Raw genomic sequence first — 23,735 nt, forward strand, 5'->3', positions numbered from 1 at the left:
AAATCCTTACGCGTCCTCGAACTGGGCGTAGCCGGACGCCTCCAGCTCCAGCGCCAGATCCTTGGCACCGCTCTTCACGACCCGACCGCGCGACATCACATGCACAAAATCAGGCACGATGTAGTTCAGCAGCCGCTGATAGTGGGTGATCACGACCATCGCGCGCCCAGGCGAGCGCAGCGCGTTGACGCCGTCGGCGGCGATGCGCAGCGCGTCGATGTCGAGGCCGGAATCCATCTCGTCGAGGATGCACAGGCTCGGCTCGAACAGCGCCATCTGAAGCACCTCGTTGCGCTTCTTCTCGCCGCCCGAGAAGCCGACATTGACGCCGCGCTTGAGCATGTCCTGCGGGATGTTCAGCGACTTCGAGACCTCGCGGACCTTCTTCAGGAAGTCCGGGGTGGAATATTCGCTCTCGCCGCGCGCCTTGCGCTGCGCGTTCAGCGCGGTGCGCAGGAACGTCATGGTGGCGACGCCGGGAATCTCGACCGGGTACTGGAAAGCCAGGAACACGCCCTTCGCGGCACGTTCGTCCGGGTCCATCTCCAGGAGATCCTCGCCCTTGAACAGGATCTGGCCGTCGGTGACCTCGTAGCCGGGCTTGCCCGCGATGACGTGCGAGAGCGTCGACTTGCCGGAGCCGTTCGGCCCCATGATCGCGTGCACCTCGCCCTCGTTCACGGTCAGCGTCAGCCCGTGGAGGATCTCACGCTCCTCGACACGAACCTTGAGGTCTTTCACTTCAAGCAAAGCCATCGTGGTATCCAGTCTATTCAATTGATGTTGGAGCGCCTCAGCGCGCCGCGAGGATCGGCGATCAGCCGACCGACCCTTCAAGCGAGATCGAGATCAGCTTCTGCGCTTCCACCGCGAATTCCATCGGCAGTTGCTGCAGCACGTCCTTGACGAAGCCGTTGACGACGAGGCCGACAGCCTCTTCCTGCGAAAGGCCGCGCTGGATGCAGTAGAACAGCACGTCCTCGGAGATTTTCGAGGTCGTCGCTTCGTGCTCGAACGTTGCCGACGAGTTCTTGGCTTCGATGTACGGCACGGTGTGCGCGCCGCATTTGTCGCCGATCAGCAGCGAGTCGCAGGCCGTGAAGTTACGCGCGCCGGTCGCTTTCCGGTGCGCGGTGACGAGACCGCGATAGGTGTTCTGCGACTTGCCCGCCGCGATGCCCTTGGAGATGATGCGGCTCGACGTGTTCTTGCCGAGATGGATCATCTTGGTGCCCGAATCGACCTGCTGGAAGCCGTTCGAGATCGCGATCGAGTAGAACTCGCCGCTCGAATTATCGCCACGCAGGATGCAGCTCGGGTACTTCCAGGTGATCGCCGAGCCGGTTTCGACCTGGGTCCAGGAGATCTTGGAACGATCACCGCGGCAGTCGCCACGCTTGGTGACGAAGTTGTAGATGCCGCCCTTGCCTTCCGAATTGCCCGGATACCAGTTCTGCACCGTCGAATATTTGATCTCGGCGTCATCGAGCGCGACCAGCTCGACCACGGCCGCGTGCAGCTGATTCTCGTCGCGCTGCGGCGCGGTGCAGCCCTCGAGATAGGAGACGTAGGAGCCCTTGTCCGCGATGATCAGCGTGCGCTCGAACTGGCCGGTGTTGCGCTCGTTGATGCGGAAATAGGTCGACAGCTCCATCGGGCAGCGCACGCCCGGCGGCACGTAGACGAACGAGCCGTCGGAGAACACCGCCGAGTTCAGCGTCGCATAGAAATTGTCCGAGGTCGGAACCACGGAGCCGAGATATTTCTGCACCAGCTCAGGATGCTCGCGGATCGCCTCCGAGATCGGCATAAAGATCACGCCGGCCTTCTTGAGCTCCGCCTTGAAGGTGGTCGCAACCGAGACCGAATCGAACACCGCGTCGACCGCGATCTTGCGGCGGGCGGGATCTTCCTCGCCCACCTTGGGCTCGACGCCTTCGAGCATGGCAACTTCCCGCAAGGGAATGCCGAGCTTCTCGTAGGTCTTCAGGATCTCCGGATCGATCTCGTCGAGCGAGGTGACCGTCTTCTTCGGCTTCGGCGCCGCGTAATAGTAGATGTCCTGGAAGTCGATCTTGGGATACTCGACGCGCGCCCAGGTCGGCTCGGTCATGGTCAGCCAGCGCCGATAGGCCTCCAGCCGCCACTGGAGCATCCAGGCGGGCTCGTTCTTCTTCTGCGAGATGAATTTTACGATCTCTTCCGACAGCCCCTTGGGGGCCTTCTCGGAGTCGATCAGGGTTTCAAACCCATAACGATACTGGTCGACGTCGATGCGCTTCACGCGCTCGACCGTCTCTTGTACGGCTGGCATTCCATCCTCCGCTCGCGGTTTCAAGGACCGCGGTGGATCAAACTCGGACGAGTATTACGATGTTTTCTGGCCGAAAGCACGTGCTTAGAACCGTTCAAGCCGTGTTTCGTCGCTTACGCTCTAAGTAGGGTATTACCCAGCTTTCGCCAAGCCTCTAACGCCCTATTGATGTCATTTGGCTCCGTGGACCAGCCCAGACTGAGACGCACCGCTCCCTGGGCCACGGTGGCATCATACCCCATGGCTGACAGTACGTGGGACGGCTGGACCTTGCCGGACGAGCAGGCGGAGCCAGAGGAGACAGCGACTCCTTCGAGGTCGAAGCCGATCACTGCAGTCTCGGCCTTCAGGCCGGGTGCGGTGAAAAGGACCGTGTTTGGCAGCCGCTCCACGTCGTCGGCAAAGATGGTGCCTCCGGCGACGCCGCGAAGTCCATTTTCCAAGCGATTCCTGAGGGTTGTCATCCGCTCCACATCTTCCGGGAGAGTCTGAAGCGCCGCCCTCACCGCCGCACCGAACCCGGCGATGCCTGCGACGTTCTCGGTTCCCGCGCGGCGGTTCAGCTCCTGCCCGCCGCCGCGCAGCACCGGCTCCAGTCCGGCGATTCCCTCGGCGACGACCAGCGCGCCGACGCCCTTTGGGCCGCCGATCTTGTGCCCAGAAAAGGTCGCAAGGTCCGCGCCTACCGCGTTAATATTGAAAGCAATTTTGCCGAGCGCCTGGATCGCGTCGACATGCAGGAGGCCGCCGGCCTCGTGGACGATCCGCGCCGCTTCAGCGACCGGCTGAACCGCGCCGGTCTCGTTGTTGGCCGCCATGATCGAGACCAGCGCCGGCGGACCGTCGCCCAGCTGTTCCTTCAGATGATCGAGGTCGATCACGCCCGAGCGCGTGACCCGGATTTGACCGATTCTATTGGCCTGGAATCGGCCGCCTGCCAGCACCGAGGCATGCTCGATCGCCGAGACCAGCAGCCGTTCGACAGGACCGCCAGACGGACTCTTCAGGCCCGGCGCGAGCGCCAGCGCGTTGGCTTCGGTTCCAGCGGAGGTGAAGACGACGTTCCGCGGCAGCGCACCGGTGGCCGCTGCAAGCGCGCTCCGTGCCTCCTCGACCAGCCGTCGCGCCTCGCGCCCCTCGGCATGAACCGACGACGGATTGCCGATCAGGTCCCAGGCAGCGAGCATCGCGGCCCGCGCTTCAGTGCGGAGCGGCGTGGTCGCATTCCAGTCGAGATAAACGCGGCGCGGCATTGAGTATTATGTTACCTTGTTTTCCGAGGCCTGGTCGGCTCGCCTCGCCGCCCCGACATGGGCCGCCGCCACGCTCTTGGCAACCGTGATTCCGAAACCGCGGTCGGCGATGACGCCGCCATGACGCGCTAACGTCTTGAGCGCATTGACTGATGTTGAAGATGCTTGCTTTTTGCCCCGCAGCCTATGTTAGAACGCGGCCGTCAAGTCACCGCGCGCCAATCGCGCATCACCGCGAGGCGCACGCCTTCTCATCCTTCATTCGCGCTTCGTCGGCATCAAAGTCGATGAAGCCACAATCGGTTGATTGCCGAGGAACCTCGCTCCAGCACATCAATCAAGAGATCATCGATGCCTGAAGTCATTTTCGCCGGCCCTGCTGGCCGTCTCGAAGGCCGCTATCACCCGGCCAAGCAGAAGAACGCGCCGATCGCGATGATCCTGCATCCGCATCCGCAGTTTCACGGCACGATGAATCATCAGATCGTGTACCAGTGCTACTACGCCTTCGCGCATCGCGGCTTCTCGGTGCTGCGCTTCAACTTTCGCGGCGTCGGCCGCAGCCAGGGCTCGTTCGACCACGGCACCGGCGAATTGTCGGATGCGGCCGCCGCGCTCGACTGGGCGCAGACCATCAATCCCGAGGCACGCGCCTGCTGGGTCGCCGGCTTCTCCTTCGGCGCCTGGATCGGCATGCAGCTCCTGATGCGCCGTCCCGAGGTCGAGGGTTTCATCTCGATCGCGCCGCCGGCCAATCTCTACGACTTCTCGTTCCTCGCACCCTGCCCCTCGTCCGGCCTGATCGTGCATGGCGAGAAGGACGCAGTGGTGCCGCCGAAGGACGTCAACACGCTGGTCGAGAAGCTGAAGACGCAGAAGGGCATCGTGATCGACCAGCAGATCATCCCCGGCGCCAACCACTTCTTCGACGCCAAGCTCGAGCCGCTGATGGAGACCATCACGGCGTATCTCGACATGCGCCTCGCCAACGTCCGATAAGAACGATATGGCCGCGTTCGTAGCCCTGCTGCGCGCGGTCAATGTCGGAGGCACCGGCAAGCTGCCGATGACCGAGCTCAAGGCGATGTACGAAGAGCTCGGTTTTGGAGCCGTGCGCACCTACATCGCCAGCGGCAATGTGGTCTTCACCAGCCGCAAATCGGAATCCGCAATCAAGGCCGCACTGGAAAAGCGCTTGCACGCCTTCGCCGGCGCGCCGGTCGGTGTGCTCGTGCGCAGCGCCGCCGAGATGGCAGAGGTTCTGGCTGGCAACCCGTTTTCCAAAATGGCGCCCAACCGCACGGTCGCGATCTTCCTCGACAAGGCGCCGCCCGCCGATACGCTCGCCGGAATTCGCGGTCAGAAGGACGAAGAGGTCAAGCTCGGCCGCCGCGAGATCTACGTGCATTACGGCGACGGCATGGGGACGTCAAAACTCGCGATCCCCGCCGCCAAGACCGGCACCGCGCGCAACATGAACACCATCGCCACCCTGGCGAAGATGGCCGCGGAGCTTTAGGCCAGCTTGAGCGCGGTAATCCCCATCAGCACCAGCACGATACCTACGAGCTTCATAGCGCTGAGCGTTTCCCCGAACAGCACGACTCCCAACAGGAACGTGCCGGCAGCCCCGATGCCGGTCCACACCGAATAGGCAACGCCGACTTCGAGCACCTTCAGCGCGCGCCCGAGCAGGAACACGAAGGCTGCGAGCAGCACCAGCGAAGCGATGCTCCAGCCGATGCGCGTGTAGCCTTCTGCGTACTTCATCGAGATCGCCCAGCCCACATCGAGCGCGCCGGCGATCACCAGCATCAGCCAGGCCAAAGACTGCGACATCGGCTGTGCTCAGGCAGCAAGCTTGAGCAGATGCGCATCGTGCCGCACGAGGAAAGCGCGGAGCAATTGCGGATAGTCTTCGCCGACGGCAGTGCGTACGCTCGGGCGCTTTGCGAGCTCGGCGCGCCAGGCGCGGACCTTCGGCACATCCCTAAAGATGCCATGCTCGGCCAGCTCGTCGAACAGATCGAAATAGCGAAAGACCGGCGCGAACACCGCATCGACCAGGCTGAACGCTTCGCCAGCGAAATAAGGCCCTGCGCCGAGCGCGGCTTCGACGCGCGCGAACTTCGCGACAAGCGCCTGGCGCTTGCTTTCGAAGGTCGCCGGATCCGTCGTGGTCTCCAGGCCCCAGAGATCACCGAGGATCGCCGAACCGAATTCCATCCAGGCGCGGTGCTCGGCACGCTTCAAGGCATCCGCCGGATGCAGCTTGGCGCCGGCTTGCGTCTCCTCGATGTACTCGCAGATCACGTTGCTCTCGAACAAGGCCACCTCGCCCTTGTCCGTCGTCACCACCAGCACCGGCACCTTGCCGAGCGGCGAGATCCTCAAGAACCAGTCGGGTTTGTTGGCGAGATCGATATCGATCCGCTCGAACGCAATGCCCTTCTCTTTGAGCGCGATCACGGCGCGCTGCACATAGGGGCAAAGCTTGTGGCTGATGAGTTTCAGTGAAGCGGTCATGGCAACGATCCTGGCGGTTAGATGCAACTGCATCTAATATAGATGCATTTGCATATATCCGTCAAGATCAATGCATCTGCATTGAACCAGCTTCGGTTACGGCCGAACCGGGGTCGGATTGATAGCCATTCCGATCGCGATAAAGGCGACGCAGACCGCCAGAATGGCCAGCAGGACGCGGGAACGAAACAGCCCCGGAGCCCTGCGGTGCAGCCAGCCGAAATACAGACTGTTAATCATCCAGATGACCGTCATCCCGGCCAGCAAGACCAGCACAAACAGCCAGACCGGCCGATCCGCCAGGAAGGGAAAATCCGGCGGAAGACGATCATCCAGTTTCATTGTCAGCCCCCAGGTGCCCGGTGCCCAAGATACATGGTCTTGAGCGCTCGCGCGATCAGGGCCGCGCGATCACCCCGCCGGTCATCGGCATCGGCACGCCCGTGGTCGCCGGATAGGACAGCGGCAGGCCCTTGAGGCCGCGCGCGGCGAGGAAGCCGAAGGCCTGCGCCTCGATGGCGTCGGAGGCCCAGCCCAGCGTCTCGGCCGCCTCGACGGTGGCCGAGCCCACTCGCTCGCGCAGCATGCGGAGCATGGTGAGGTTGCGGGCGCCGCCACCGCAGACGATCCAGCTCCGCGGCCGCCGCGGCAGCAGCGGTATGACGCGGGCGATCGCCGCCGCAGTGAAGGCCGTCAGCGTCGCCGCGCCATCGGCCGGCGCGACCTCGCCGAGCTTGAGCGCGGCGAAATCGTTGCGGTCGAGCGATTTCGGCGGGGGGCTTGCGAAGAACGGCAATTCCAGCGCCCGCGCGATCCAGGCGTCGTCCGCCTTGCCGAGCGCGGCGAACTTGCCCTCGGCATCGAACGCCTGGTTCATGGTGCGGTACATGAAATCGTCGAGCAGCGCATTGCCGGGCCCGGTATCGCAAGCGATCAGCGTGTCATTGCCGTCGATATAGGTGATGTTGGAGACGCCGCCGATATTGACCACGACGATCGGCCCTTCGCGCTCCAGCGAATTGGCGAGCGCGCGGTGGTAGACCGGCACGAACGGCGCGCCCTGCCCGCCCGCCTCGACGTCGGCGGCGCGGAAATCATGCATCACGGGAATATGGATCGCCCTGGCGAGCGCCGGCCCATCGCCGATCTGGACCGTCATCCGCTTCTCGGGACGGTGCAGCACGGTCTGGCCGTGAAAGCCGACGATGTCGATGTCCTCCGGTCGCATCCGGTTCTGGGCGACGAAGGCGGCGACCGCCTCGGCATGCGCCTGCGTCACCGCGCGCTCGGCCTCGGCCAGGATGCCCGGCCGGGCATCGCGCCGCGGCAGGTGCACGGCCTCGGACAGCGCCTGGCGCAGCAAATTGCGCTCCGCCGGGCCATAGGGCCGGTAGCCGGACGGTCCGAACGCCTTCACCTGTTTTCCATCGGTCTCGATCAGCGCGACATCCACCCCGTCCAGCGAGGTGCCGCTCATCAAGCCGAGTGCCGTCAACATCATCTCAAGCGGGCCTCGACGTCCCCTACCCTGACGCCTGACTTGTATCAAACAAGTACATCTTATAATGCCACAGCGCGCATTTTTGCGGCAGCCCGGCTGGCGCTGGTTCCGCAACTTGCCGCAATGATCGTAAAATAAGAATGATCAGGCACGCCGACAGATGACTGCATTTAAATCGGATTTCCTCAACACCCTGCAAGAGCGTGGATTCATCCACCAATGCTCCGATTTCGAGGGGCTGGACGCGCTCGCCGCCAAGGGCGAGGCGACCACCTATGTCGGCTACGATTGCACGGCCCGCTCGCTGCATATCGGCAACTACCTGACCATGATGATGCTGTACTGGCTCCAGCAGTCCGGCAACAAGCCGATCACGCTGATGGGCGGCGGCACCACGATGGTGGGCGATCCCTCCGGCAAGGACGAGACGCGTGCGATGCGCACCGTCGCCGAGATCGAGGCCAACAAGGAATCGATCCGCGGCGTGTTCGCAAAGGTGCTGCGCTATGGCGAGGGCAAGAGCGACGCCATCATGCTCGACAATGCGGAATGGCTGACCAAGCTGAACTGGATCGAGATGCTGCGCGACGTCGGCCGGCACTTCTCGGTCAACCGCATGCTGACCATGGACTCCGTGCGGCTGCGCCTCGAGCGCGAGCAGGAGATGAGCTTCATCGAATTCAACTACATGGTCTGCCAGGCCTACGACTTCGTCGAACTTGCCAAGCGTACCGGCTGCCGGCTCCAGATGGGTGGCTCGGACCAGTGGGGCAACATCATCATGGGCGTCGATCTCGGCCGCCGCATGGGCACGCACCAGCTGTTCGCGCTGACGACGCCGCTCTTGACCACCGCCTCGGGCGCCAAGATGGGCAAGACCGCGCAAGGCGCGGTGTGGCTCAACGCCGACCAGTTCTCGCCCTATGATTTCTGGCAGTACTGGCGCAACACCGAGGACGCCGACGTCGGCAAGTTCCTGAAGCTGTTCACGACGCTGCCAATGAGCGAGATCAAAAAGCTCGAGGCGCTCGGCGGCTCCGAGATCAACGAGGCCAAGAAGGTGCTCGCGACCGAAGCGACCGCTCTGCTGCACGGCCGCGACGCCGCGAACGAAGCCGCTGAAACCGCGCGCCGCACGTTCGAGGAAGGCGCGCTGGCCGAAAGCCTCCCGACCGTGGAAATTCCGCGCGGCGAATTGGACGCCGGCCTCGGCGTGCTCAACGCTTTCGTCAAGGCGGGCCTTGTTGCCTCCAACGGCGAGGCGCGGCGCCAGATCAAGGGCGGCGGCCTCCGCGTCAACGATGAGCCCGTGACCGACGAGAAGATGGCGCTGTCGGCCGGCAATCTGACGCCGGAAGGCGTGATCAAGCTGTCCTTCGGTAAGAAGAAGCACGTCTTGATCAGGCCTGCATAGGCGTATGAGCTTTTGATGCTTGTCAGGGCGCGCCGAAGCGCGCTCCCTGACGGGCAATGGATCAGAACACGCCCAAGAAAACGACGGCGGAAACGAGCAAGGATAGCACTGCGGGGATGCCGCAGGGCGCCGTTCGCATCGCGCTCACCGTGCTCGCGCTCTGCTTCACGCTCGCGGTTCTCGGCCGCGGGCTCGGCGACAGCTTTACCGTGTTCCTGAAGCCGATCTCCGAAAGCTTCGGCTGGGACCGCGCGCAGATCGTGTCGGTCTATTCCCTCACCTGGCTTGCGAGCGGCCTCACCGCCCCCTTCGTCGGCCGCCTGTTCGACCATTCCGGACCGCGCATCGTCTATGCGCTCGGCCTGCTGCTGCTCGGCGCGGCGTTCCTGATCGCGGCGCATGCGCAGCATCTATGGCAGTTCCAGCTCTCGATCGGCCTCTGCGTCGGCATCGGCGTCGCTTTCATCGGTATCGTGCCGAACTCGATCCTGCTCGGCCGCTGGTTCGGGCCGCGTCTGCCGACCGCGATGTCGGTGGTCTATTCGGCAATGGGCGGCGGCGTGCTGGCGCTGCTGCCGGCCTCGCAGCTCCTGATCGACCACATTGGCTGGCGCGACACCTACCAGCTGTTCGGCTTCGCAGCCTTGGGCCTGCTGGTGCCGCTGTTGCTGCTGCCGTGGCGGCTGTTCGCCGCGGGCTCGCCTCATGTCGTGAAGAAGACCGATCCGAACTTCGTCGACAATGGCTGGACGCTGCTCGGCGCGATGCGTCATCACGCCTTCTGGGCGCTGTTCTCGACCTTCTTCTTCACCGCCGTCGGAATGTATGCGATCGCCGCGCAGATCGTGGCCTATCTGATCGATGCCGGTTTCCCGCCGCTCCAGGCCGCGACCGCCTGGGGTTTTTCTGGCGTCGTGCTGGTGTTTGGAATGCTCGGCGTGTCCGCGCTCGACGGCCTGATCGGGCGCCGACCCTCGGTGCTTTTGAGTTACGCGATCTCGATCCTCGGCATCGTTCTGCTGTGGCTGCTGCAGTACTCGCCCAACATCCTGCTGCTGACCGGCTTCGTCGTCTGCTTCGGCAGCATGATGGGCTCACGCGGCCCTCTGATCAGCGCGACCGCGATGCGGATCTTCCAGGGCAAGCGCGTCGGCACCATCTATGGCACGATCTCGATCGGCAGCGGGCTGGGCTCGGCATTCGGCTCCTGGAGCGGCGGCCTGATCCACGATGCGACGCACGGCTACAACGCGTTGCTCGCCTTCGCACTTGCGAGCGTGGTGCTCGGGATGATCCCGTTCCTGATCGTGCCCGCCTTGCGGCGCTAGGTTTCGCAGGAGTAACCTAAGCGCATTCGCGTCACCGGAAAATTACGGATGGGCACGACGCGAACGCGCGCAAAAATCCGAATCGCAGGCGGCTAAAACCCCGGCATGCGGTGTTTTGTCCAACATGACGAAAATGTCAGCGCGAAAATTATGCCGGGTGGCTTGCGAGGCGGAACCGAATGCGGTCCAAGTCGCGCATTGGATGGAGGGCACAAACCAATGGACTTTCCCTATCTCGTTCGCTTTCAACCGGTTCTCTTGAGCCTGTTTCGCTTCTTCACCGGCTTGCTGCTGTTCCAGTACGGCGTCGCCAAGCTGTTCAAGTTTCCGGTGCTTCCCTACTTCGCGAACATCCCGCCGCTGATCTATGTGGCCGGTACGCTCGAGCTCGTGCTCGGAGCGCTGCTGATGATCGGCCTGTTCACGCGCCTCAGCGCTTTCATCCTCTCGGGTGAGATGGCCTTCGCTTACTTCATGGGCCACATGTTCAAGGGCGAGACGCCGGTGTTCCTGCCGCTGCTCAATGGCGGCACCGCGGCGATCCTGTTCTGCTTCGCGTGCCTCTATCTCTCGGCGGCCGGCGGCGGCTCGGTCAGCGCCGATGCGGCGATGGGCAAGAAATAACGGCTTGATCGGCGGCGCGTTCGCGCGGCGCTGACGCACGCGGTTGACGCGCAAGTAAACGACGGCACCGGCAGTTTCGCCGGTGCCGCCTACCGCGAGCCCAGCACGTTCCAGATCAGAACGAGGGCCGCGACCAGCAGCACGGACATGATGAGGCGGTGAACGAATCGATTCATTGCACGTCCGGCCAAGCCCAATCAGCACTAAAGTCTGAGAACGACGTCCACCCGCAAAAACACGGGTGCGCGGCGATGCATCGCGATTTGCCTGCACACTTGCGCATAAGGCTGCAAATGCCGTGCTGCGCGACGGGCCGTCGCATGCCTACGTTCATGATTGGTAAGAACTTCATGCTACCGATACGAGCAATAACAACCATTCCGTAGAGGCCGCGATGAAGCTGCTCAGTCACCTGAAGATCCGCACCAAGCTGACCAGCATGGTCTGCCTCGCGGCGCTCACGGTCACGGCTATCATCGGCGTATCGGCGGTGCTCAGCAAGAGCCGCATGATGGAGGACCGTGTCCAGCAAATGCGGACCGCGGTGGAACTCCTCTACAACTACGCACAATCGCTTCAGGACGAGGTCACCGCCGGCAAGCTGACGCAGGCCGAGGCGAAGGCCCAGTTCCACCAGAGCGGCCGCCGCATGAGCTTCAACGGCGGCCAGGGCTATCCCGTCGTCTACAATCCCGACACCTCGCTGTTCGTGAACGGCGCCAACCAGCAGCTCGAAGGCAAGATCACAGGCGCCATCGACTCCAATGGCGTCCTGATCGCCGACGCGATCATGAACACCGCCAATCAGAATGCCCAGGGCGGCGTGGCCTCCTACCTGTACCCTCGTCCGGGCCAGACCGAGCCGGTCCGCAAGACCGTTTTCACGCGCAAATTCGCGCCCTGGAACGTCACCATCAGCTATGGCCTCTATGTCGACGACATCGACGCCGACGTTCGCGCGCTTACGCTCGAACTCGCTGCGATCGGCATCGGCCTGATGCTGCTGATGGCGACGCTGTCCTGGCTGATCGCCCGCGACGTGCTCGGTGCGCTCGACCGCCAGAAGAACCGCATGCAGGAGATCGCCGACGGCGCCATCGACAGACCGGTCGAGGAGACCGACCGCGGCGACGAGATCGGCCGCATGGCCGAGACGCTCGAAGTGCTGAGACAGACCGCTTTGACGGCGCGGAACCTGGAGGCCGAGCAGGCCGCCAACAAGACCCGCAGCGAGCAGGAGAAGCGCGAGGCCCTGATCGCGCTCGCCGACCGCTTCGATGCCTCCGTCGGCCAGCTCGTCGGCCTGATGGCTTCGGGCTCCGGCGAGCTCGAGACCACCGCCAAGTCGATGTCGTCGACCGCCGAAGGCACCAACCGACGCGCTGCCGTGGTAGGCTCGGCCGCCACCGAAGCCAGCCAGCGCGTCCAGACCGTCGCGGCCGCCGCCGAGGAGCTCTCCTCCTCCATCACCGAGATCAGCCGTCAGGTCGCGCAGTCCGCCGAAGTGACGGGGCGCGCCGTCGACAGCGCCCGCCGCACCGACACCATCGTGCGCGCGCTCTCCGACGGCGCCCAGCAAATCGAGCACGTCGCCGAGCTGATCTCCAGCATCGCGGCACAGACCAATCTGCTCGCGCTCAACGCCACCATCGAGGCGGCACGCGCCGGTGACGCCGGCCGCGGCTTTGCCGTCGTCGCCTCCGAGGTGAAGTCGCTGGCGAGCCAGACCGCGGAGGCCACCCGCGAGATCGGCGACAAGATCGCGCAGATCCAGGGCGCCACCAGGGAGGCCGTCGACGCCATCGGCGGCATCACCGCCACCATCGAAGAGGTCAGCCGCATCGCCACCTCGATTGGAGCAGCCATCGAGGAGCAAGGCGCCGCCACCGCCGAGATCGCCCGCAGCGTCTCGCAGACCGCGGAGGCGACGAAAGAGGTCACCACCAATATCGGCGGCGTCTCCACGGCAGCGAACGAGACCGGCAACGCCGCCGGCATGGTGCTCGCCGCGGCCAGCAACCTCTCCAAGCAGGCCGAGCAGCTCTCCGGCGAAGTCGGAACGTTCCTCGCAGGCGTGCGCGCGGCGTAAACGCCGCCTACAGCCGTCACGATCGTCGTCATACCCGGGCTTGTCCCGGGCATCCACGTTCTTGGTGCCGTGTGGTGAGGCGTGGATGGCCGGGACAAGCCCGGCCATGACGCCGGAGACAGCCCGCCCGCCTTTACCGCCGCGCCAGGCTGCACCCGTTTGAGAGCTGGCGGGTCGAGCCGGTCGAGCCGTCATTCGATTGCGACGGGAATTCCTCGAACGGCGAGTTCTGCTTCCCGGTGTTGAACTCCATGATCTTCCGCGTCACGCCGGGAAAGATCGCGGAGATCGGATTGACCCGCATCACGGGGGCGGCCGGCGTGCCGACGACCTCGTAGGTCACGCCGATCAGTCCCTCCTTGTCGCCAGCCCCCAGGATCAACCCCAGCACCGGAATCTGTCCGAACATGTTGTTCAATCCGTACATCGGCACGAAGGTGCCGCTCATGCACACCTGGTTGCCGGGATAATCGATCGAGCCCTCGATGGTGGCGCCGATCATCGGACCCTTGACCACACCATCGCGGATTGTCAGCGAGCCGTTCTGCCGGGTGAACTCGGCGCGCAGCGCGCTGAAGGAGACGCCGTTGCCGGTGCCGTTGGGCGCGCCGGCCGCGACGCGCTCGAGCTGCGCCTCGCCCTTCACCGTGAAATCGCGCACATTGATCAGGCCCTCGCGCGAGGCGTTCGGCTCCGACGTCGGCGGCTCCATCGCCACCACCATCTGGCCGCCGACCGCCTTGGTGTAGGTGTCAGTGAAGCGCAGCAGCGCGCCGGCATTGTTGGTCTGGAGGTAGATCACCTCGCGGTTGCCTTGGGCGCGGCCACCGCGCAGGTCGGCCGCGACCGGCGAGTCGTTGCCGATCTTGCCGCTCAGCGCGAACGCCTTGATGGCCCCGCTGCGCTTCGACATCTTGGCATCGAGGCTGCGCATCGCCTCGCCGTTGAACCCCATGACGGCGCCGAGTTTCAGGTCGATGTCGAAATCGACGTTCTTCAGCTTGTTCTTGGAATCGTCCTTGGAATTGCCTGAGATCGCCGATTTCAGGAAGCCGCGGCCGTCGAAGACATCGCCGCGCATCGTGCCCTTGACCACGCCGTCCTGGCTGCGCTCGACCTTCAACGACGCCTTATCGCCGTCGGACGGCGAATAGGTCGGGAAGTTCGCATTCATGAGGTCGCCGTTCGGATCGACCTCGAGCGAGCCCTTGATCGAAGCACCGCCGCCTTCGATGACGATGTCCTCGAAACGGGTCGACTGCGCCGTCGGCACCACCTTGAAGCTGGCCTTGCCCGATTTGCCCGGCAGCTTGACCCAACCGGGCAGGATGTTGTCGAGCTTGACCGAGGTCAGGTCTGCTTCGACGCCGAGCTTGGTGGTCTGGTCGGGACCGCCGGCGATCTTGCCCGACAATTTGATCGGCAGCGAGCCGCTGACGGCGGGGCTGAGATCAAAGCCGAGGCGCGCGCGGCTCGCATCGTCCAGCGTCGCCTGCAATCTGACGTCCGCGTCGCCCTCGGCCGGCTTGCGGTAGTCAAGCGAGGCCGCCTGCCCGTTGATCTTGACGTCGCCCTTGACCTGATAGCCCTGGTTGTTCGCGGCGATCTTGAGGTTGTTGGCCTCCAGCTTCTGGTTCATCACCAGCTTGTCGGCTGAGAAGCCGTTGAGGTCGGCGGTGACGGCATAGACGGTGTCGGCCTTGGTCAACTCGCCCTTGACCGGCAAGCCGAGCTGAATGTTCGCCGTGAACGTCCCCTTGCTGGTGTTGGGATCGACGACCGTCGCCGACAGATCGCTGAGGCGATCATTGGCGAGCATTTCGGCCGCCGCCGGTACCGGACCGTCGACGCGGAACCTGGTGCGCGACGGCGACGGCTTGGGCGCCATGTCGGGCACCTCGAAGACGAAATCGGAGATCGTGACCTTGCGGCCCGCAGGCGTGTCGGCAATGCCCTGGCCGATGTTCACGGTCGCGGTGCGCCCGGTGACGCGCGCCTTCAGATCGGCGTCGTGCACGACGGGCATGCCGTCGACGGGGCGGACCGCGACGCCGCTCGCCACGATGTTGACCGAGAGGCCGTCGTCGGGAATCGGCGGGCCCTTGCGCGGCAGGTTCCTGGTCGGCGAATTGATGCCGATCTCGATGCGCTGGAGCGTGCCGCGCTCGATCCGCTCGATCACCCATTCGCGCAGCTCAGGCACGACGAGCGTTGGCCACATCCGCTTCAGCGCCGAGGCCGACATCGGCGTGCCGGCAAAGCCCAGCGTCAGCCGCGGCTCGCCGGAATAATCGATGGCGCCGGTGCCGGCGACGCCGATCTCGCCATTGCTGATGTCGGCCTGCGTCAGCAACATGCGCTTGTGGTCGGTGTCGAAGCGAAAGCCGATCGCGATGCGGTTGAAGACCAGCGGCGGCTCGTTGTCGATGCCGCCGAGCAGGATCGACCCGCCGCTGAAGCCGAGCTGCCAGTCGTTGACGGTGCCGTTCGGCGGCTCGAGATGGGCCAGAAGCGTCAGACGGTTCGCGCCCGAGAGGATCTTGAACGGCGCGACCAGCACCCGCCGATTGGCGTCCCACTCGATGTTGATCTCGGCCTGGTCGATCGCCATCGGGTAATCGGGCGTATCGGTATCGATGATGTTGCCGGCGCCGATCACGATCTTGCCACGGAAGAAAGTCGGCACGCCGTCGCGGCCGAGCTCGCCCTTGAGCTCGCCGGTCAGCGGCAGGTCGGCGGTATAGGTGAGATCCTTGACCCGCAGCGCCAGCAGGATGTTGGAGGTCGAGACCTTGTCGGCCTTGATGTCGACCGAGCGCACGCCGTTCTCGGCGGGGCCGATCGTGGCCCGCAGCATCCACGGACGCGCGCCCTCCTCGCCGAGGCTGAGCGTGACGCCGCCACGGCTCGGCCGGCGCAGGCTGAGCGTGATGTTCTCAAAGGTCCATTTGCTGCCGCGCTGCTGATCGTCGACGATCAGGTTGCCGTTCTTCAGACCGATCTCGTTGAGGTTCTGGCCGTCGAGGCCGGTCATGCTCAGGCTGTCGAGCCAGTCGAGGCCCTGAAGGATGCCGCTCTGTGCGGTCGCCTGCGGTGCCGCTTGCGATGCGGCTTGGGATGGGTCTTGGCCCGCGGGCGCGGTCGCAAAGGGCGGCGGCGGGACGCCATTGCGCGGGAACGTCGGCGGCAGGCCCGCGTCCTTCTTGGACGCAACACCTGTTGCCAGCGGTTTGGCGGTGTCGCCGGCGGAGACGGTGACGGTGCCGTCCGGCGCGATGCGGATCGCAAGCTCGGCGTCGACGAGATTGAGGCTCTCGGCGCGCAAATGGCCCATCAGGAGGCCGGCGCCCGACAACTTCACCTCGGCCTTCGGCGCGGTGGCGACGACGACATGATCGTGGTCGCGGACGACGATGTCGCGGATGCGGACGGCGATGCGGACCCGGCCGGCCCGCTCGATCTGGGTGCCGCCGACCTCGACCGTATTGCCGTGGCCGATATTGTCCTCGATCGCCGCGGCGAGCCAGGGCGTTGCGATGTCGAGATTGATGGGACCGGCGCCAAGGCGCCACCACAGCGCGCCGAAGCAGCCGACGAAGATGACGACGAGAGTGCCTACGACGACGGCGATCCGGCGAAGCCAGCGTCCGCTCGGCAGCGCCCGCCGAAACGACGAGAAGCTATCACCGAACCGAAAGCGCGAACCGGAGCGCGACAGCAGGCGGCGCGCCCGATGGCCCGCCTCCTCCTCCTGATCCTGATCCCAATCGGCCTCGTCCCAATCCGGCGGCTCTTGATAGCCGCCGCGCCGATCGAAATCCCGATTGTGATCCTGGGGCGACGTATTCCTTGCCATTGCCTCTCGATACAGGCGCCCATCATGGGTTTGAGCACCGCCGGGACCGCAGCCGTCGACAGGGATGGAAGCACCCCGCCCCGGCATTGCCGCCATACCTCGAATATTCCTGCTGTTCGTCATTTCGCCCCGGGAGCGCGTTCAACGAGCAGTGGGGTGGTGCGTGGAAATCCTTGTAACCATATCCCGGCGCCGCCAGACTTGCCCAGCCAAGGGCGCGAATCCGGCGTGCCGGACGAGAGCTGCAATACCGCTTTGGTTGACCCGCCGAAAGCGTCGAAAGGAAGGCGTATGTCCAAGAAATCCCGAAAGAAATCGTCCAAAACGCCCTCCGGCAGTCCGACGGCTAAAAAGAAGACCCTGAAAACGCGGGCATCCAGTCAAACAAAACTCGCCAAAACCCGGCGGGCACCGGCCAGCAAATCAGCCGCGAGCATAGCAAAGACAGCATCGCATGGGGCCGCATCGAAACAGTTAAATTCTTCCAAATCGGCCGCGGCGGCGAAGGTGGCCTTGGCCGAGGGCGAGAAGGCCCCCGCCTTCCGCCTGCCCCGCGACGGCGGCAATGTCGTCACGCTGTCCGACTATGCCGGCCGCAAGCTCGTCCTGTTCTTCTATCCCCGCGCCGACACGCCCGGCTGCACCAGGGAGGCGATCGACTTCACCCGGCTTGCCGACGACTTCGCCAAAGCCGGCACGGCTGTGCTCGGCATCTCCGCCGATCCGTTAAAGGCCCAGGAGAAGTTCCGCGACAAGCACAAGCTCGGCGTTCCTCTCATTTCGGATGAGCAGCACGAGATGCTCGAGGCCTATGGAGCCTGGGGCGAAAAATCCATGTACGGCAAGAGCTTCCTCGGGATTCTTCGGACCACGATTTTGGTCGGGAGTGATGGCAAGATCGCCAGGGTCTGGCGCAATGTCCGGGTCGACGGCCACGCCGATCAGGTGCTCGAAGCGGCAAGAAGTCTTTAACCAGCCCGTTAAGTTCTAACGGTTCCATTTCCGGAAAATTAACCATGACCAGCCCAGATTGCTGCGGCAATTGAGCCGCAAGGAACCCATCCGACCGGCGCGGGAGTGCCGATGTCGAAAAGTTCTGCCCAATACTCGCAGTACCCCCAGCATCATCCTCACGACCACGGACGGGCCTTCCAGCGGCGTCCTGCCGCCACGGCAGCGGCCGCGATTCCGCTGCCCGCGACCGACGACGCCTACACCATCGTGCATCACGGCAAGCAGGTTCGCCTCGGGCCCGTGGTGTTCTGGATTGTCGTCGGCACCGTCGTGCTGCTCGGCCTGTGGTCGGCGGCAACCGCCACCTATTTTGCGTTCCGCGACGACGTCCTGACCCGCCTGATCGCCCGTCAGGCCGAGATGCAATACGCCTATGAGGACCGCATCGCCGAGCTGCGCGCCAAGGTCGACCGCACCACCAGCCGCCAATTGCTCGACCAGGAACAGTTCGACCAGAAGCTCGACCAGATCATGAAGCGCCAGACGGCGCTCGAGTCCCGGGCGACGGCGCTCGGCGCCATGCCCGACGTGACCGGATCGATCCCGCGCTCGGCTCCGCAGCGCGGCGATGCCGGCCAGAGCACGACGCAGGGCACGCCCAAACCCTCGCCGATCAGCGACACCGTGATCTTCGTGGCGCCGCCGGATCGCGAGGCGCGGCTCGAGTCGCGCACACCGACCGTGGCGGCTCCGCCGACCAGCCAGTTCGCCAAGAACCAGGGTTTTGACAACGTCCTGGTCCGGCTCACGAGCTCTCTCGACCAGGTCGAGCGTCGCCAGATGGCGGCGCTCAGCGCCGTCGAGGACGGCATGGATTCGCGGATGCGCCGGATGCGCGGCGTCGTCAGCGATCTCGGTTTGAACCTCGCCAATCTCGAAGCCGCCGTGCCGCGCAGCGCCATGGGCGGCCCGTTCGTGCCGGTCAAGCTCTCCGCCAATGCCGGACCGTTCGAGAAGCAGCTCAACCGCATCAACATCACCCGCGCCGAGATGGATCGGCTCAATCGCACGCTGGCGCTGGTGCCCTATCGCAAGCCCGTCATCGGCGAGGTCGAGTTCACCTCCGGCTTCGGCGTGCGCAGCGATCCCTTCCTCGGCCGCCCTGCGATGCATACTGGGCTCGACTTCCGCGCCGCAACGGGCGACCCGGTCCGCGCCACCGCCTATGGCAAGGTGGTCTCGGCCGGCTGGTCCGGCGGCTACGGCCGCATGGTCGAGGTCGATCACGGCAACGGGCTTTCGACCCGCTACGGCCATCTCTCCGAAATCATCGTCAAGGTCGGCGAGATCGTGAAGATCGGCCAGGTCGTCGGCCTCGTCGGCTCGACCGGACGTTCCACCGGTCCGCATCTGCACTACGAAACCCGCATCGACGGCGAAGCGGTCGATCCGCAGAAATTCCTGCGTGCCGGCGTGCGCCTCAGCGCAGGCTAGGCCCGCGCTTGCTTCCGGCGTGCGCGGCCTCTTAGCGCCGCCCGCCGCCCATCCCGCCTCCGGGACCGCCGAAGCCGCCACCACCCATTCCACCACCCGGACCCATGGGGCCGCCGGGCGAGCCAAGACCACCGGGCGAGCCCAAACCGCCGGGACCTGACGGGCCGGTCGGTCCCGTCGGCGCGGGGCCAGGTGTCGTGCTGGGGCCAGATCCAGGCGCACCTGGCGCGCCCGGTGCACCGGGCGCCGTCGACGGGCCGCCGCCCTGAATGGTGGTGCCGCGATTCGGATGCAGGATCGAGCCGCCCGGCGAACGCCCGGGATTGCCGGCCCCGCCCGGCCCTTGCGTCGGCGAGCCTGGGAACTGGCCGACCGCGCGCGCCGAATCGAGCTGGAGGCCGCGCGAGCGGTCGAACGCGCCGTTGACCACCATTCGCGCTTCGCCGGCCGCAGGGCCAAAGCGCGAGCTGTCACGGGCAATCAGCCCGGAGCCGAGCTGGAGGTTTGCGCCCGACCGCTGCACATAGGCCTCGATCGACAGCCGGCTGGCGCCGACGAGATCGGAGAAATCGTCGATCCGCGTGCGCGCGGCCTGCATCATCCCCTGGGTCGCGCTGCCCTCGATCTGGACGCGCTGGCCGACCAGCAAGGGATCGACGCCGCTCAGCTTCAGCCCGCCGATATGCAGACCGTCCGCCCCGCGCTCGACGAGGCCCGTGACGCGCGCAGCCGCCTCGCGCCGCGGCTCGACCAGGCTGGCGACGATGACGCCGTCGGTCCGGCGCAGGCCGAACACGGCAACGTGCGCGCCGGCGCGGAGCTTGGTCTCCTTGCCGCTCGCCACGATCTTCTGGCCGAGCACGGTCAGCTCGTTGCCCTTCACCGATTCGATGGGACCTGCGACCTCGCTCGCAATCGTGATGTTGCGCGTGACCAGCGTGCCGTCGGCCTGACGGGTTGCGACCACGCGCGCGAGTTGGCCGATACGCAGCGCCTTGGTGCTCGCCGCCTCGCCGTCGATCCGGACCGGAACGTCGTTCGCGTAAGTGATGCGCTCGCCGTTGACGTAGATGCTGCCGAAACGCTGGATCACACCGACGATGCCGGTGCCGCCGATGCCGTGATCATCGCCGCGCGTGAGCCCGGTGCCGCCGATGCCCTGGTCGGTGCCGCGCCCGCTCTGCGCACGGGCGATCGCCGTGCCGGCGAGCCAGAGTCCCGTCAGCAGAAGGCGGCGCGAGATCAGCGGCGGCCGGCTCATGAGGAGCTGCCCTCTTTGCCAGCCTGTTTGCCGCGATCAGTCGCCTCGCCCTCCTCGTCGGCATCTTCGCTGTAGATGTAGATGCCGAAATTCCAGCGGGCGTCACCGCCCTTGTCCTTGGCGAGCGCGCGGTTGGCCTCGCGGTTGGCGGTCTTGAGCGCGTCCATGGCGAGCTCGCGCGAGCGCGCCTCGAGGCGCTTCGCCAGCTTCGGCGAGATGTTGTTGTAGTGCACCGCGCGTTCGAGGAAGCGCGGCCCGTCCGAGACGTTCTGCGCAGCCGCCGCGATATGGTCGTGCAGATTGCGGCCGAGATAGTGCCATTTGCTGTCGTCCTCGCCTGATGGGACGAAGGCGGCCTCGACCAGCTCGATCTCGTCGTTCCCGTTGATGGTGACGAGCTTGCGGTCGACCCATTCGTCGAGCACCGCGCGCGGGCGCACGTCCTTCGTGACGGAGGCGACGAGCTGCTCGAACGAGGGCTGATCGCCTTCGGCCGTGCGCGGCAGCGCCAGCGGCTCGCCTTTCGCGTCGGTGAACTCGGGCGCGGCGAGCCAGCGCGCGATCACGGCGCTGGTCAGCGACACCGCCGCCGGCGCTTCGTGCACGGGTGCGCCTGCGCCACGCAGCCGCGCCACCTCCTTGCGATGGATCCCGGTGAGCAGGCTGACGCGGCTGTCGGTCTGCTCCTTTCCTTCCAGCGCGAAATCGTGCTCGGCGACGTTGACGAACAGCTCGCGCAGCAATTGCGCCAGCGCCGGAAAGGTCATGCCGCTGCGGATGCAGAGCCGCACGAGCGGGCGCAGCAGCCGCGCCAGCGGCGCGTGCAGCTTCGCGGCGGCATTCGGCTGCGGAGCCGCTGCTTTGGACCCGGGCTTGGCATTCATGTCTGAATTGTACCAATGCCTCACGTGGGACACAATCCCACATTTTCCCGCTTTGCGATTGACGTGGTAAATTTTCCCACATATACGGAACGCCACTGAGGGCGCGATTTAAAGGGACATTGACCATGGCCGACCGCTTGGCCCGCATTTCCAGTGCACCGTGTACCGTTCCGATGTTCGAGGGCCGCCACGGCCTGATCGAGCCGATGCTGCCGGCACTGATGCGGGGCGTGATCTTCATCTCGGTGCTGGCCGCACCGTTCGTCGCCGCGCTGCTCGCAGGCTGACCGCCATCATGCATCACACCCAAGACAACTTGCACGAAACCCCGCGCCGCCCGTCGGTGCTGCACATCTTCAAGATCTATTATCCCGACCTGTTCGGCGGCACCCTCACGGTGATCCGCGACATCTGCGCGAGCCTGAAGGACGTCTTCGCCTCCGCCGTGCTGGTCTGCTCGCAATCGGCCGAGCGGCGCGACATCGTCGTCGACGATGTGCCGGTCGAGCGCGTCCGCTCGTTCGGCAATGTCCTGTCGCTCCCTGCCGCCCCGACCTATCCCTGGCGTCTCTGGCGCAAGATGGCTGAGCACGATCTGCTCGCCCTGCACGCCCCCTTTCCGCTCGCCGACCTCGTCTTCGCGTTCGGATTCGGCGCCAAGCGGCCGCTGGTGGTGCACTGGCATGCCGACATCGTCAGCCATGCCGGCCTGCGCTGGTTCATCGAACCCTTGATGCGGCGGACGCTGCGGCGCGCCAAGGCGATCGTCGTGTCCGACCACGTGCTGGTCGACAACACGCCCCTGCTGCGCGAGTTCGAGGACAAGTGCCACGTCGTGCCATTCGGCATTGACACTTCGGGCTATGACTGGGCGAAGATCGAGCCGCACCACGTCAATGATCGCGGCCGGCTCGTGCTCGCCTGCGGCCGGCTCGTGCCCTACAAGGGTTTCGACGTGCTGATCCGCGCCGCGGCTTTGCACAATTTCGAGGCCTGGATCATCGGCGAGGGCGTGGAGCGGCCGCGGCTCGAGCAGCTGATCGCCGAGCTTGGCGTCGGCGACCGAGTCCGCCTGCTCGGCTCGGTCAATGATTGCGAGCGCATCAAGCTGATGTGCCTTTCCGACGTCTTCGTGATGCCCTCGGTCACCAATGCCGAGACTTTCGGCCTCGTGCAGCTCGAGGCCATGGCTGCCGGCCGTCCGGTGGTGAACACTGCACTCGACACCGCGGTGCCGCGCGTCGCCCGCCACGGCATGGAGGCGATCACGGTGCCGCCCGGCGATGCCGAGAAGCTGGGTGAGGCCATCGACACCCTGATCCGCGATCCCGAGCGGCGGCGCCGCATGGGACTGTCGGCGCGGACGCGCGCGCTCAGCCGCTATTCCGCCACCGCCTTCAAGCAAGGCATGGAGACCGTCTACCGCGAAGCCGTCGCCGCCCCCAGCGAGCAGCGATCGGCGCGGCCCGAGCCGCCGCAGGCAACCGGCTGGGTGGACACCGTCCGGATCGCGGCGGCGCTGGCCTGGTCCGACATGCGCCACCGCTATGTGCGCTCGCTGCTCGGCCCGTTCTGGATGTCGCTCCAGATGGCGATCGTGGTCGCGGTGCTCGGCTCGGTGATCGGGCAGATGTCGAACGCCGGCGTGGTATCGCGCCTGCCCATGCTGGCGCTGTCGATGACGGCCTGGACCTTCCTCAACAGCGTGGTGCTCGACGCCACCACGGCGCTGCAAAACTCCGCGAGCATGATCCGCGACCGGGCGCTGCCGCCGATCATCTTCCTGCTGCAATGCACGTTCCGGCATGCGCTGTTCGCGCTCCATAACGCCTGCGTGCCGCTGGTGCTGTGGCTCATCCTGTCGCCCCACGACCTCTCGCACGCCCTGGCGGCGCTGCCCGGCCTCCTGGTCTTCGTGGCCTGCACCTTCGCCCTAAGCCTCGTCCTCGGCGCGATGGCAACGCGCTATCGCGACCTCAAGCCCATCATCGAATCCACGCTGATGCTCGCCTTTCTCGCCTCGCCCGTGATCTGGTCGTCGGACATCATCAACCACCGCTCGACAGTGATGCGGCTCAATCCGCTGACGCATCTGTTCGCGGTCTGGCGCGAGCCGCTGGCGGGCGGCCATGTCGATCCCGTCAGCATCGCCTACGTGCTCGTCGCGCTGGCGCTTCTGATTGGTGCGAGCCTGCTGACGCTGGTTCACCTGCGCAAAGCGGCATTCTGGATTTGAC

General features: G+C 65.3%; 20 protein-coding genes. 10 read left to right on the top strand and 10 right to left on the bottom strand.

The window, feature by feature from the left end; all coding sequences use genetic code 11:
• Positions 1-6: 6 nt before the first annotated feature.
• The 3 genes from sufC to BRAGE_RS0116830 all read right to left on the bottom strand — a co-directional run bounded on the left by sufC (position 7) and on the right by BRAGE_RS0116830 (position 3,567).
• Complete coding sequence (gene sufC / locus BRAGE_RS0116820; protein ID WP_027557854.1) at positions 7-756, bottom strand: Fe-S cluster assembly ATPase SufC; 750 nt, start codon at positions 754-756, stop codon at positions 7-9.
• A 61-nt stretch (positions 757-817) separates the two neighbouring features.
• On the bottom strand, positions 818-2,314 hold the full coding sequence (gene sufB / locus BRAGE_RS0116825) for a Fe-S cluster assembly protein SufB (protein WP_028146302.1): 1,497 nt from the start codon (positions 2,312-2,314) through the stop codon (positions 818-820).
• A 113-nt stretch (positions 2,315-2,427) separates the two neighbouring features.
• Complete coding sequence (locus BRAGE_RS0116830; protein WP_027557836.1) at positions 2,428-3,567, bottom strand: cysteine desulfurase family protein; 1,140 nt, start codon at positions 3,565-3,567, stop codon at positions 2,428-2,430.
• A 351-nt stretch (positions 3,568-3,918) separates the two neighbouring features.
• On the opposite strand from BRAGE_RS0116830, the gene BRAGE_RS0116835 reads away from it, so the two are divergent.
• A complete protein-coding gene (locus BRAGE_RS0116835) occupies positions 3,919-4,566 on the top strand; it encodes an alpha/beta hydrolase (protein WP_018641706.1) in 648 nt (215 codons plus the stop codon).
• A gap of 7 nt (positions 4,567-4,573) precedes the next feature.
• Positions 4,574-5,086, top strand: a complete 513-nt coding sequence (locus BRAGE_RS0116840) for a DUF1697 domain-containing protein (RefSeq protein WP_027557835.1) — start codon at positions 4,574-4,576, stop codon at positions 5,084-5,086.
• On the opposite strand, the gene BRAGE_RS0116845 is transcribed toward BRAGE_RS0116840, so the two are convergent.
• The 4 genes from BRAGE_RS0116845 to BRAGE_RS0116860 all read right to left on the bottom strand — a co-directional run bounded on the left by BRAGE_RS0116845 (position 5,083) and on the right by BRAGE_RS0116860 (position 7,594).
• A complete protein-coding gene (locus BRAGE_RS0116845) occupies positions 5,083-5,406 on the bottom strand; it encodes a DMT family transporter (RefSeq protein WP_027557834.1) in 324 nt (107 codons plus the stop codon). The genes BRAGE_RS0116840 and BRAGE_RS0116845 overlap by 4 nt on opposite strands.
• Positions 5,407-5,415: 9 nt before the next feature.
• On the bottom strand, positions 5,416-6,093 hold the full coding sequence (locus BRAGE_RS0116850) for a glutathione S-transferase family protein (RefSeq protein ID WP_027557833.1): 678 nt from the start codon (positions 6,091-6,093) through the stop codon (positions 5,416-5,418).
• Between the two features lie 96 nt (positions 6,094-6,189).
• Entirely contained in the window at positions 6,190-6,435 is a 246-nt protein-coding gene (locus BRAGE_RS0116855) for a hypothetical protein (RefSeq protein WP_027557832.1), read from the bottom strand.
• Between the two features lie 55 nt (positions 6,436-6,490).
• Entirely contained in the window at positions 6,491-7,594 is a 1,104-nt protein-coding gene (locus BRAGE_RS0116860) for an anhydro-N-acetylmuramic acid kinase (RefSeq protein ID WP_027557831.1), read from the bottom strand.
• A 160-nt stretch (positions 7,595-7,754) separates the two neighbouring features.
• Here BRAGE_RS0116860 and tyrS point away from each other — a divergent pair, with 160 nt between their 5' ends.
• The 4 genes from tyrS (at position 7,755) to BRAGE_RS0116885 (ending at position 13,049) form a co-directional block, all read left to right on the top strand.
• A complete protein-coding gene (gene tyrS / locus BRAGE_RS0116865; protein ID WP_027557830.1) occupies positions 7,755-9,008 on the top strand; it encodes a tyrosine--tRNA ligase in 1,254 nt (417 codons plus the stop codon).
• Between the two features lie 116 nt (positions 9,009-9,124).
• The gene (locus BRAGE_RS0116870) at positions 9,125-10,336 is read left to right on the top strand and encodes an MFS transporter (RefSeq protein WP_416207773.1); all 1,212 of its coding nucleotides are present in this window, start codon (positions 9,125-9,127) and stop codon (positions 10,334-10,336) included.
• A 219-nt stretch (positions 10,337-10,555) separates the two neighbouring features.
• Complete coding sequence (locus BRAGE_RS0116875) at positions 10,556-10,960, top strand: DoxX family protein (RefSeq protein ID WP_027557828.1); 405 nt, start codon at positions 10,556-10,558, stop codon at positions 10,958-10,960.
• A gap of 394 nt (positions 10,961-11,354) precedes the next feature.
• Complete coding sequence (locus tag BRAGE_RS0116885) at positions 11,355-13,049, top strand: methyl-accepting chemotaxis protein (protein WP_027557827.1); 1,695 nt, start codon at positions 11,355-11,357, stop codon at positions 13,047-13,049.
• Between the two features lie 133 nt (positions 13,050-13,182).
• Here the strand turns inward: BRAGE_RS0116885 and BRAGE_RS0116890 are convergent, their stop codons facing one another.
• Positions 13,183-16,992, bottom strand: a complete 3,810-nt coding sequence (locus tag BRAGE_RS0116890; RefSeq protein WP_051378469.1) for a YhdP family protein — start codon at positions 16,990-16,992, stop codon at positions 13,183-13,185.
• A gap of 204 nt (positions 16,993-17,196) precedes the next feature.
• On the opposite strand from BRAGE_RS0116890, the gene BRAGE_RS0116895 reads away from it, so the two are divergent.
• Both BRAGE_RS0116895 and BRAGE_RS0116900 read left to right on the top strand, forming a co-directional pair.
• Positions 17,197-17,877, top strand: coding sequence for a peroxiredoxin (locus BRAGE_RS0116895; RefSeq protein ID WP_084334134.1), 681 nt, complete (start codon positions 17,197-17,199; stop codon positions 17,875-17,877).
• A gap of 111 nt (positions 17,878-17,988) precedes the next feature.
• Positions 17,989-19,353, top strand: coding sequence for a M23 family metallopeptidase (locus tag BRAGE_RS0116900; protein ID WP_027557824.1), 1,365 nt, complete (start codon positions 17,989-17,991; stop codon positions 19,351-19,353).
• 31 nt (positions 19,354-19,384) lie between these two features.
• Here BRAGE_RS0116900 and BRAGE_RS0116905 read toward each other — a convergent pair whose 3' ends face one another.
• Together BRAGE_RS0116905 and BRAGE_RS0116910 are read right to left on the bottom strand one after the other, a co-directional pair.
• Positions 19,385-20,614 carry a DUF5666 domain-containing protein gene (locus BRAGE_RS0116905; protein WP_027557823.1) on the bottom strand — a complete coding sequence of 410 codons (1,230 nt, stop codon included), beginning with the start codon at positions 20,612-20,614 and terminating at the stop codon, positions 19,385-19,387.
• Positions 20,611-21,498: a DUF6502 family protein gene (locus BRAGE_RS0116910; RefSeq protein WP_027557822.1), complete on the bottom strand. Its 888-nt coding sequence runs from the start codon at positions 21,496-21,498 to the stop codon at positions 20,611-20,613. The genes BRAGE_RS0116905 and BRAGE_RS0116910 overlap by 4 nt, the downstream gene beginning before the upstream one ends.
• 125 nt (positions 21,499-21,623) lie before the next feature.
• Here BRAGE_RS0116910 and BRAGE_RS55905 point away from each other — a divergent pair, with 125 nt between their 5' ends.
• The gene (locus BRAGE_RS55905) at positions 21,624-21,785 is read left to right on the top strand and encodes a hypothetical protein (protein WP_167336510.1); all 162 of its coding nucleotides are present in this window, start codon (positions 21,624-21,626) and stop codon (positions 21,783-21,785) included.
• An 8-nt stretch (positions 21,786-21,793) separates the two neighbouring features.
• The gene (locus BRAGE_RS0116920; protein ID WP_027557821.1) at positions 21,794-23,734 is read left to right on the top strand and encodes a glycosyltransferase; all 1,941 of its coding nucleotides are present in this window, start codon (positions 21,794-21,796) and stop codon (positions 23,732-23,734) included.
• The last annotated feature ends 1 nt before the right edge of the window (position 23,735 follow it).

It is taken from the genome of Bradyrhizobium genosp. SA-4 str. CB756 (assembly GCF_000473125.1).
Taxonomy (GTDB): domain Bacteria; phylum Pseudomonadota; class Alphaproteobacteria; order Rhizobiales; family Xanthobacteraceae; genus Bradyrhizobium; species Bradyrhizobium arachidis.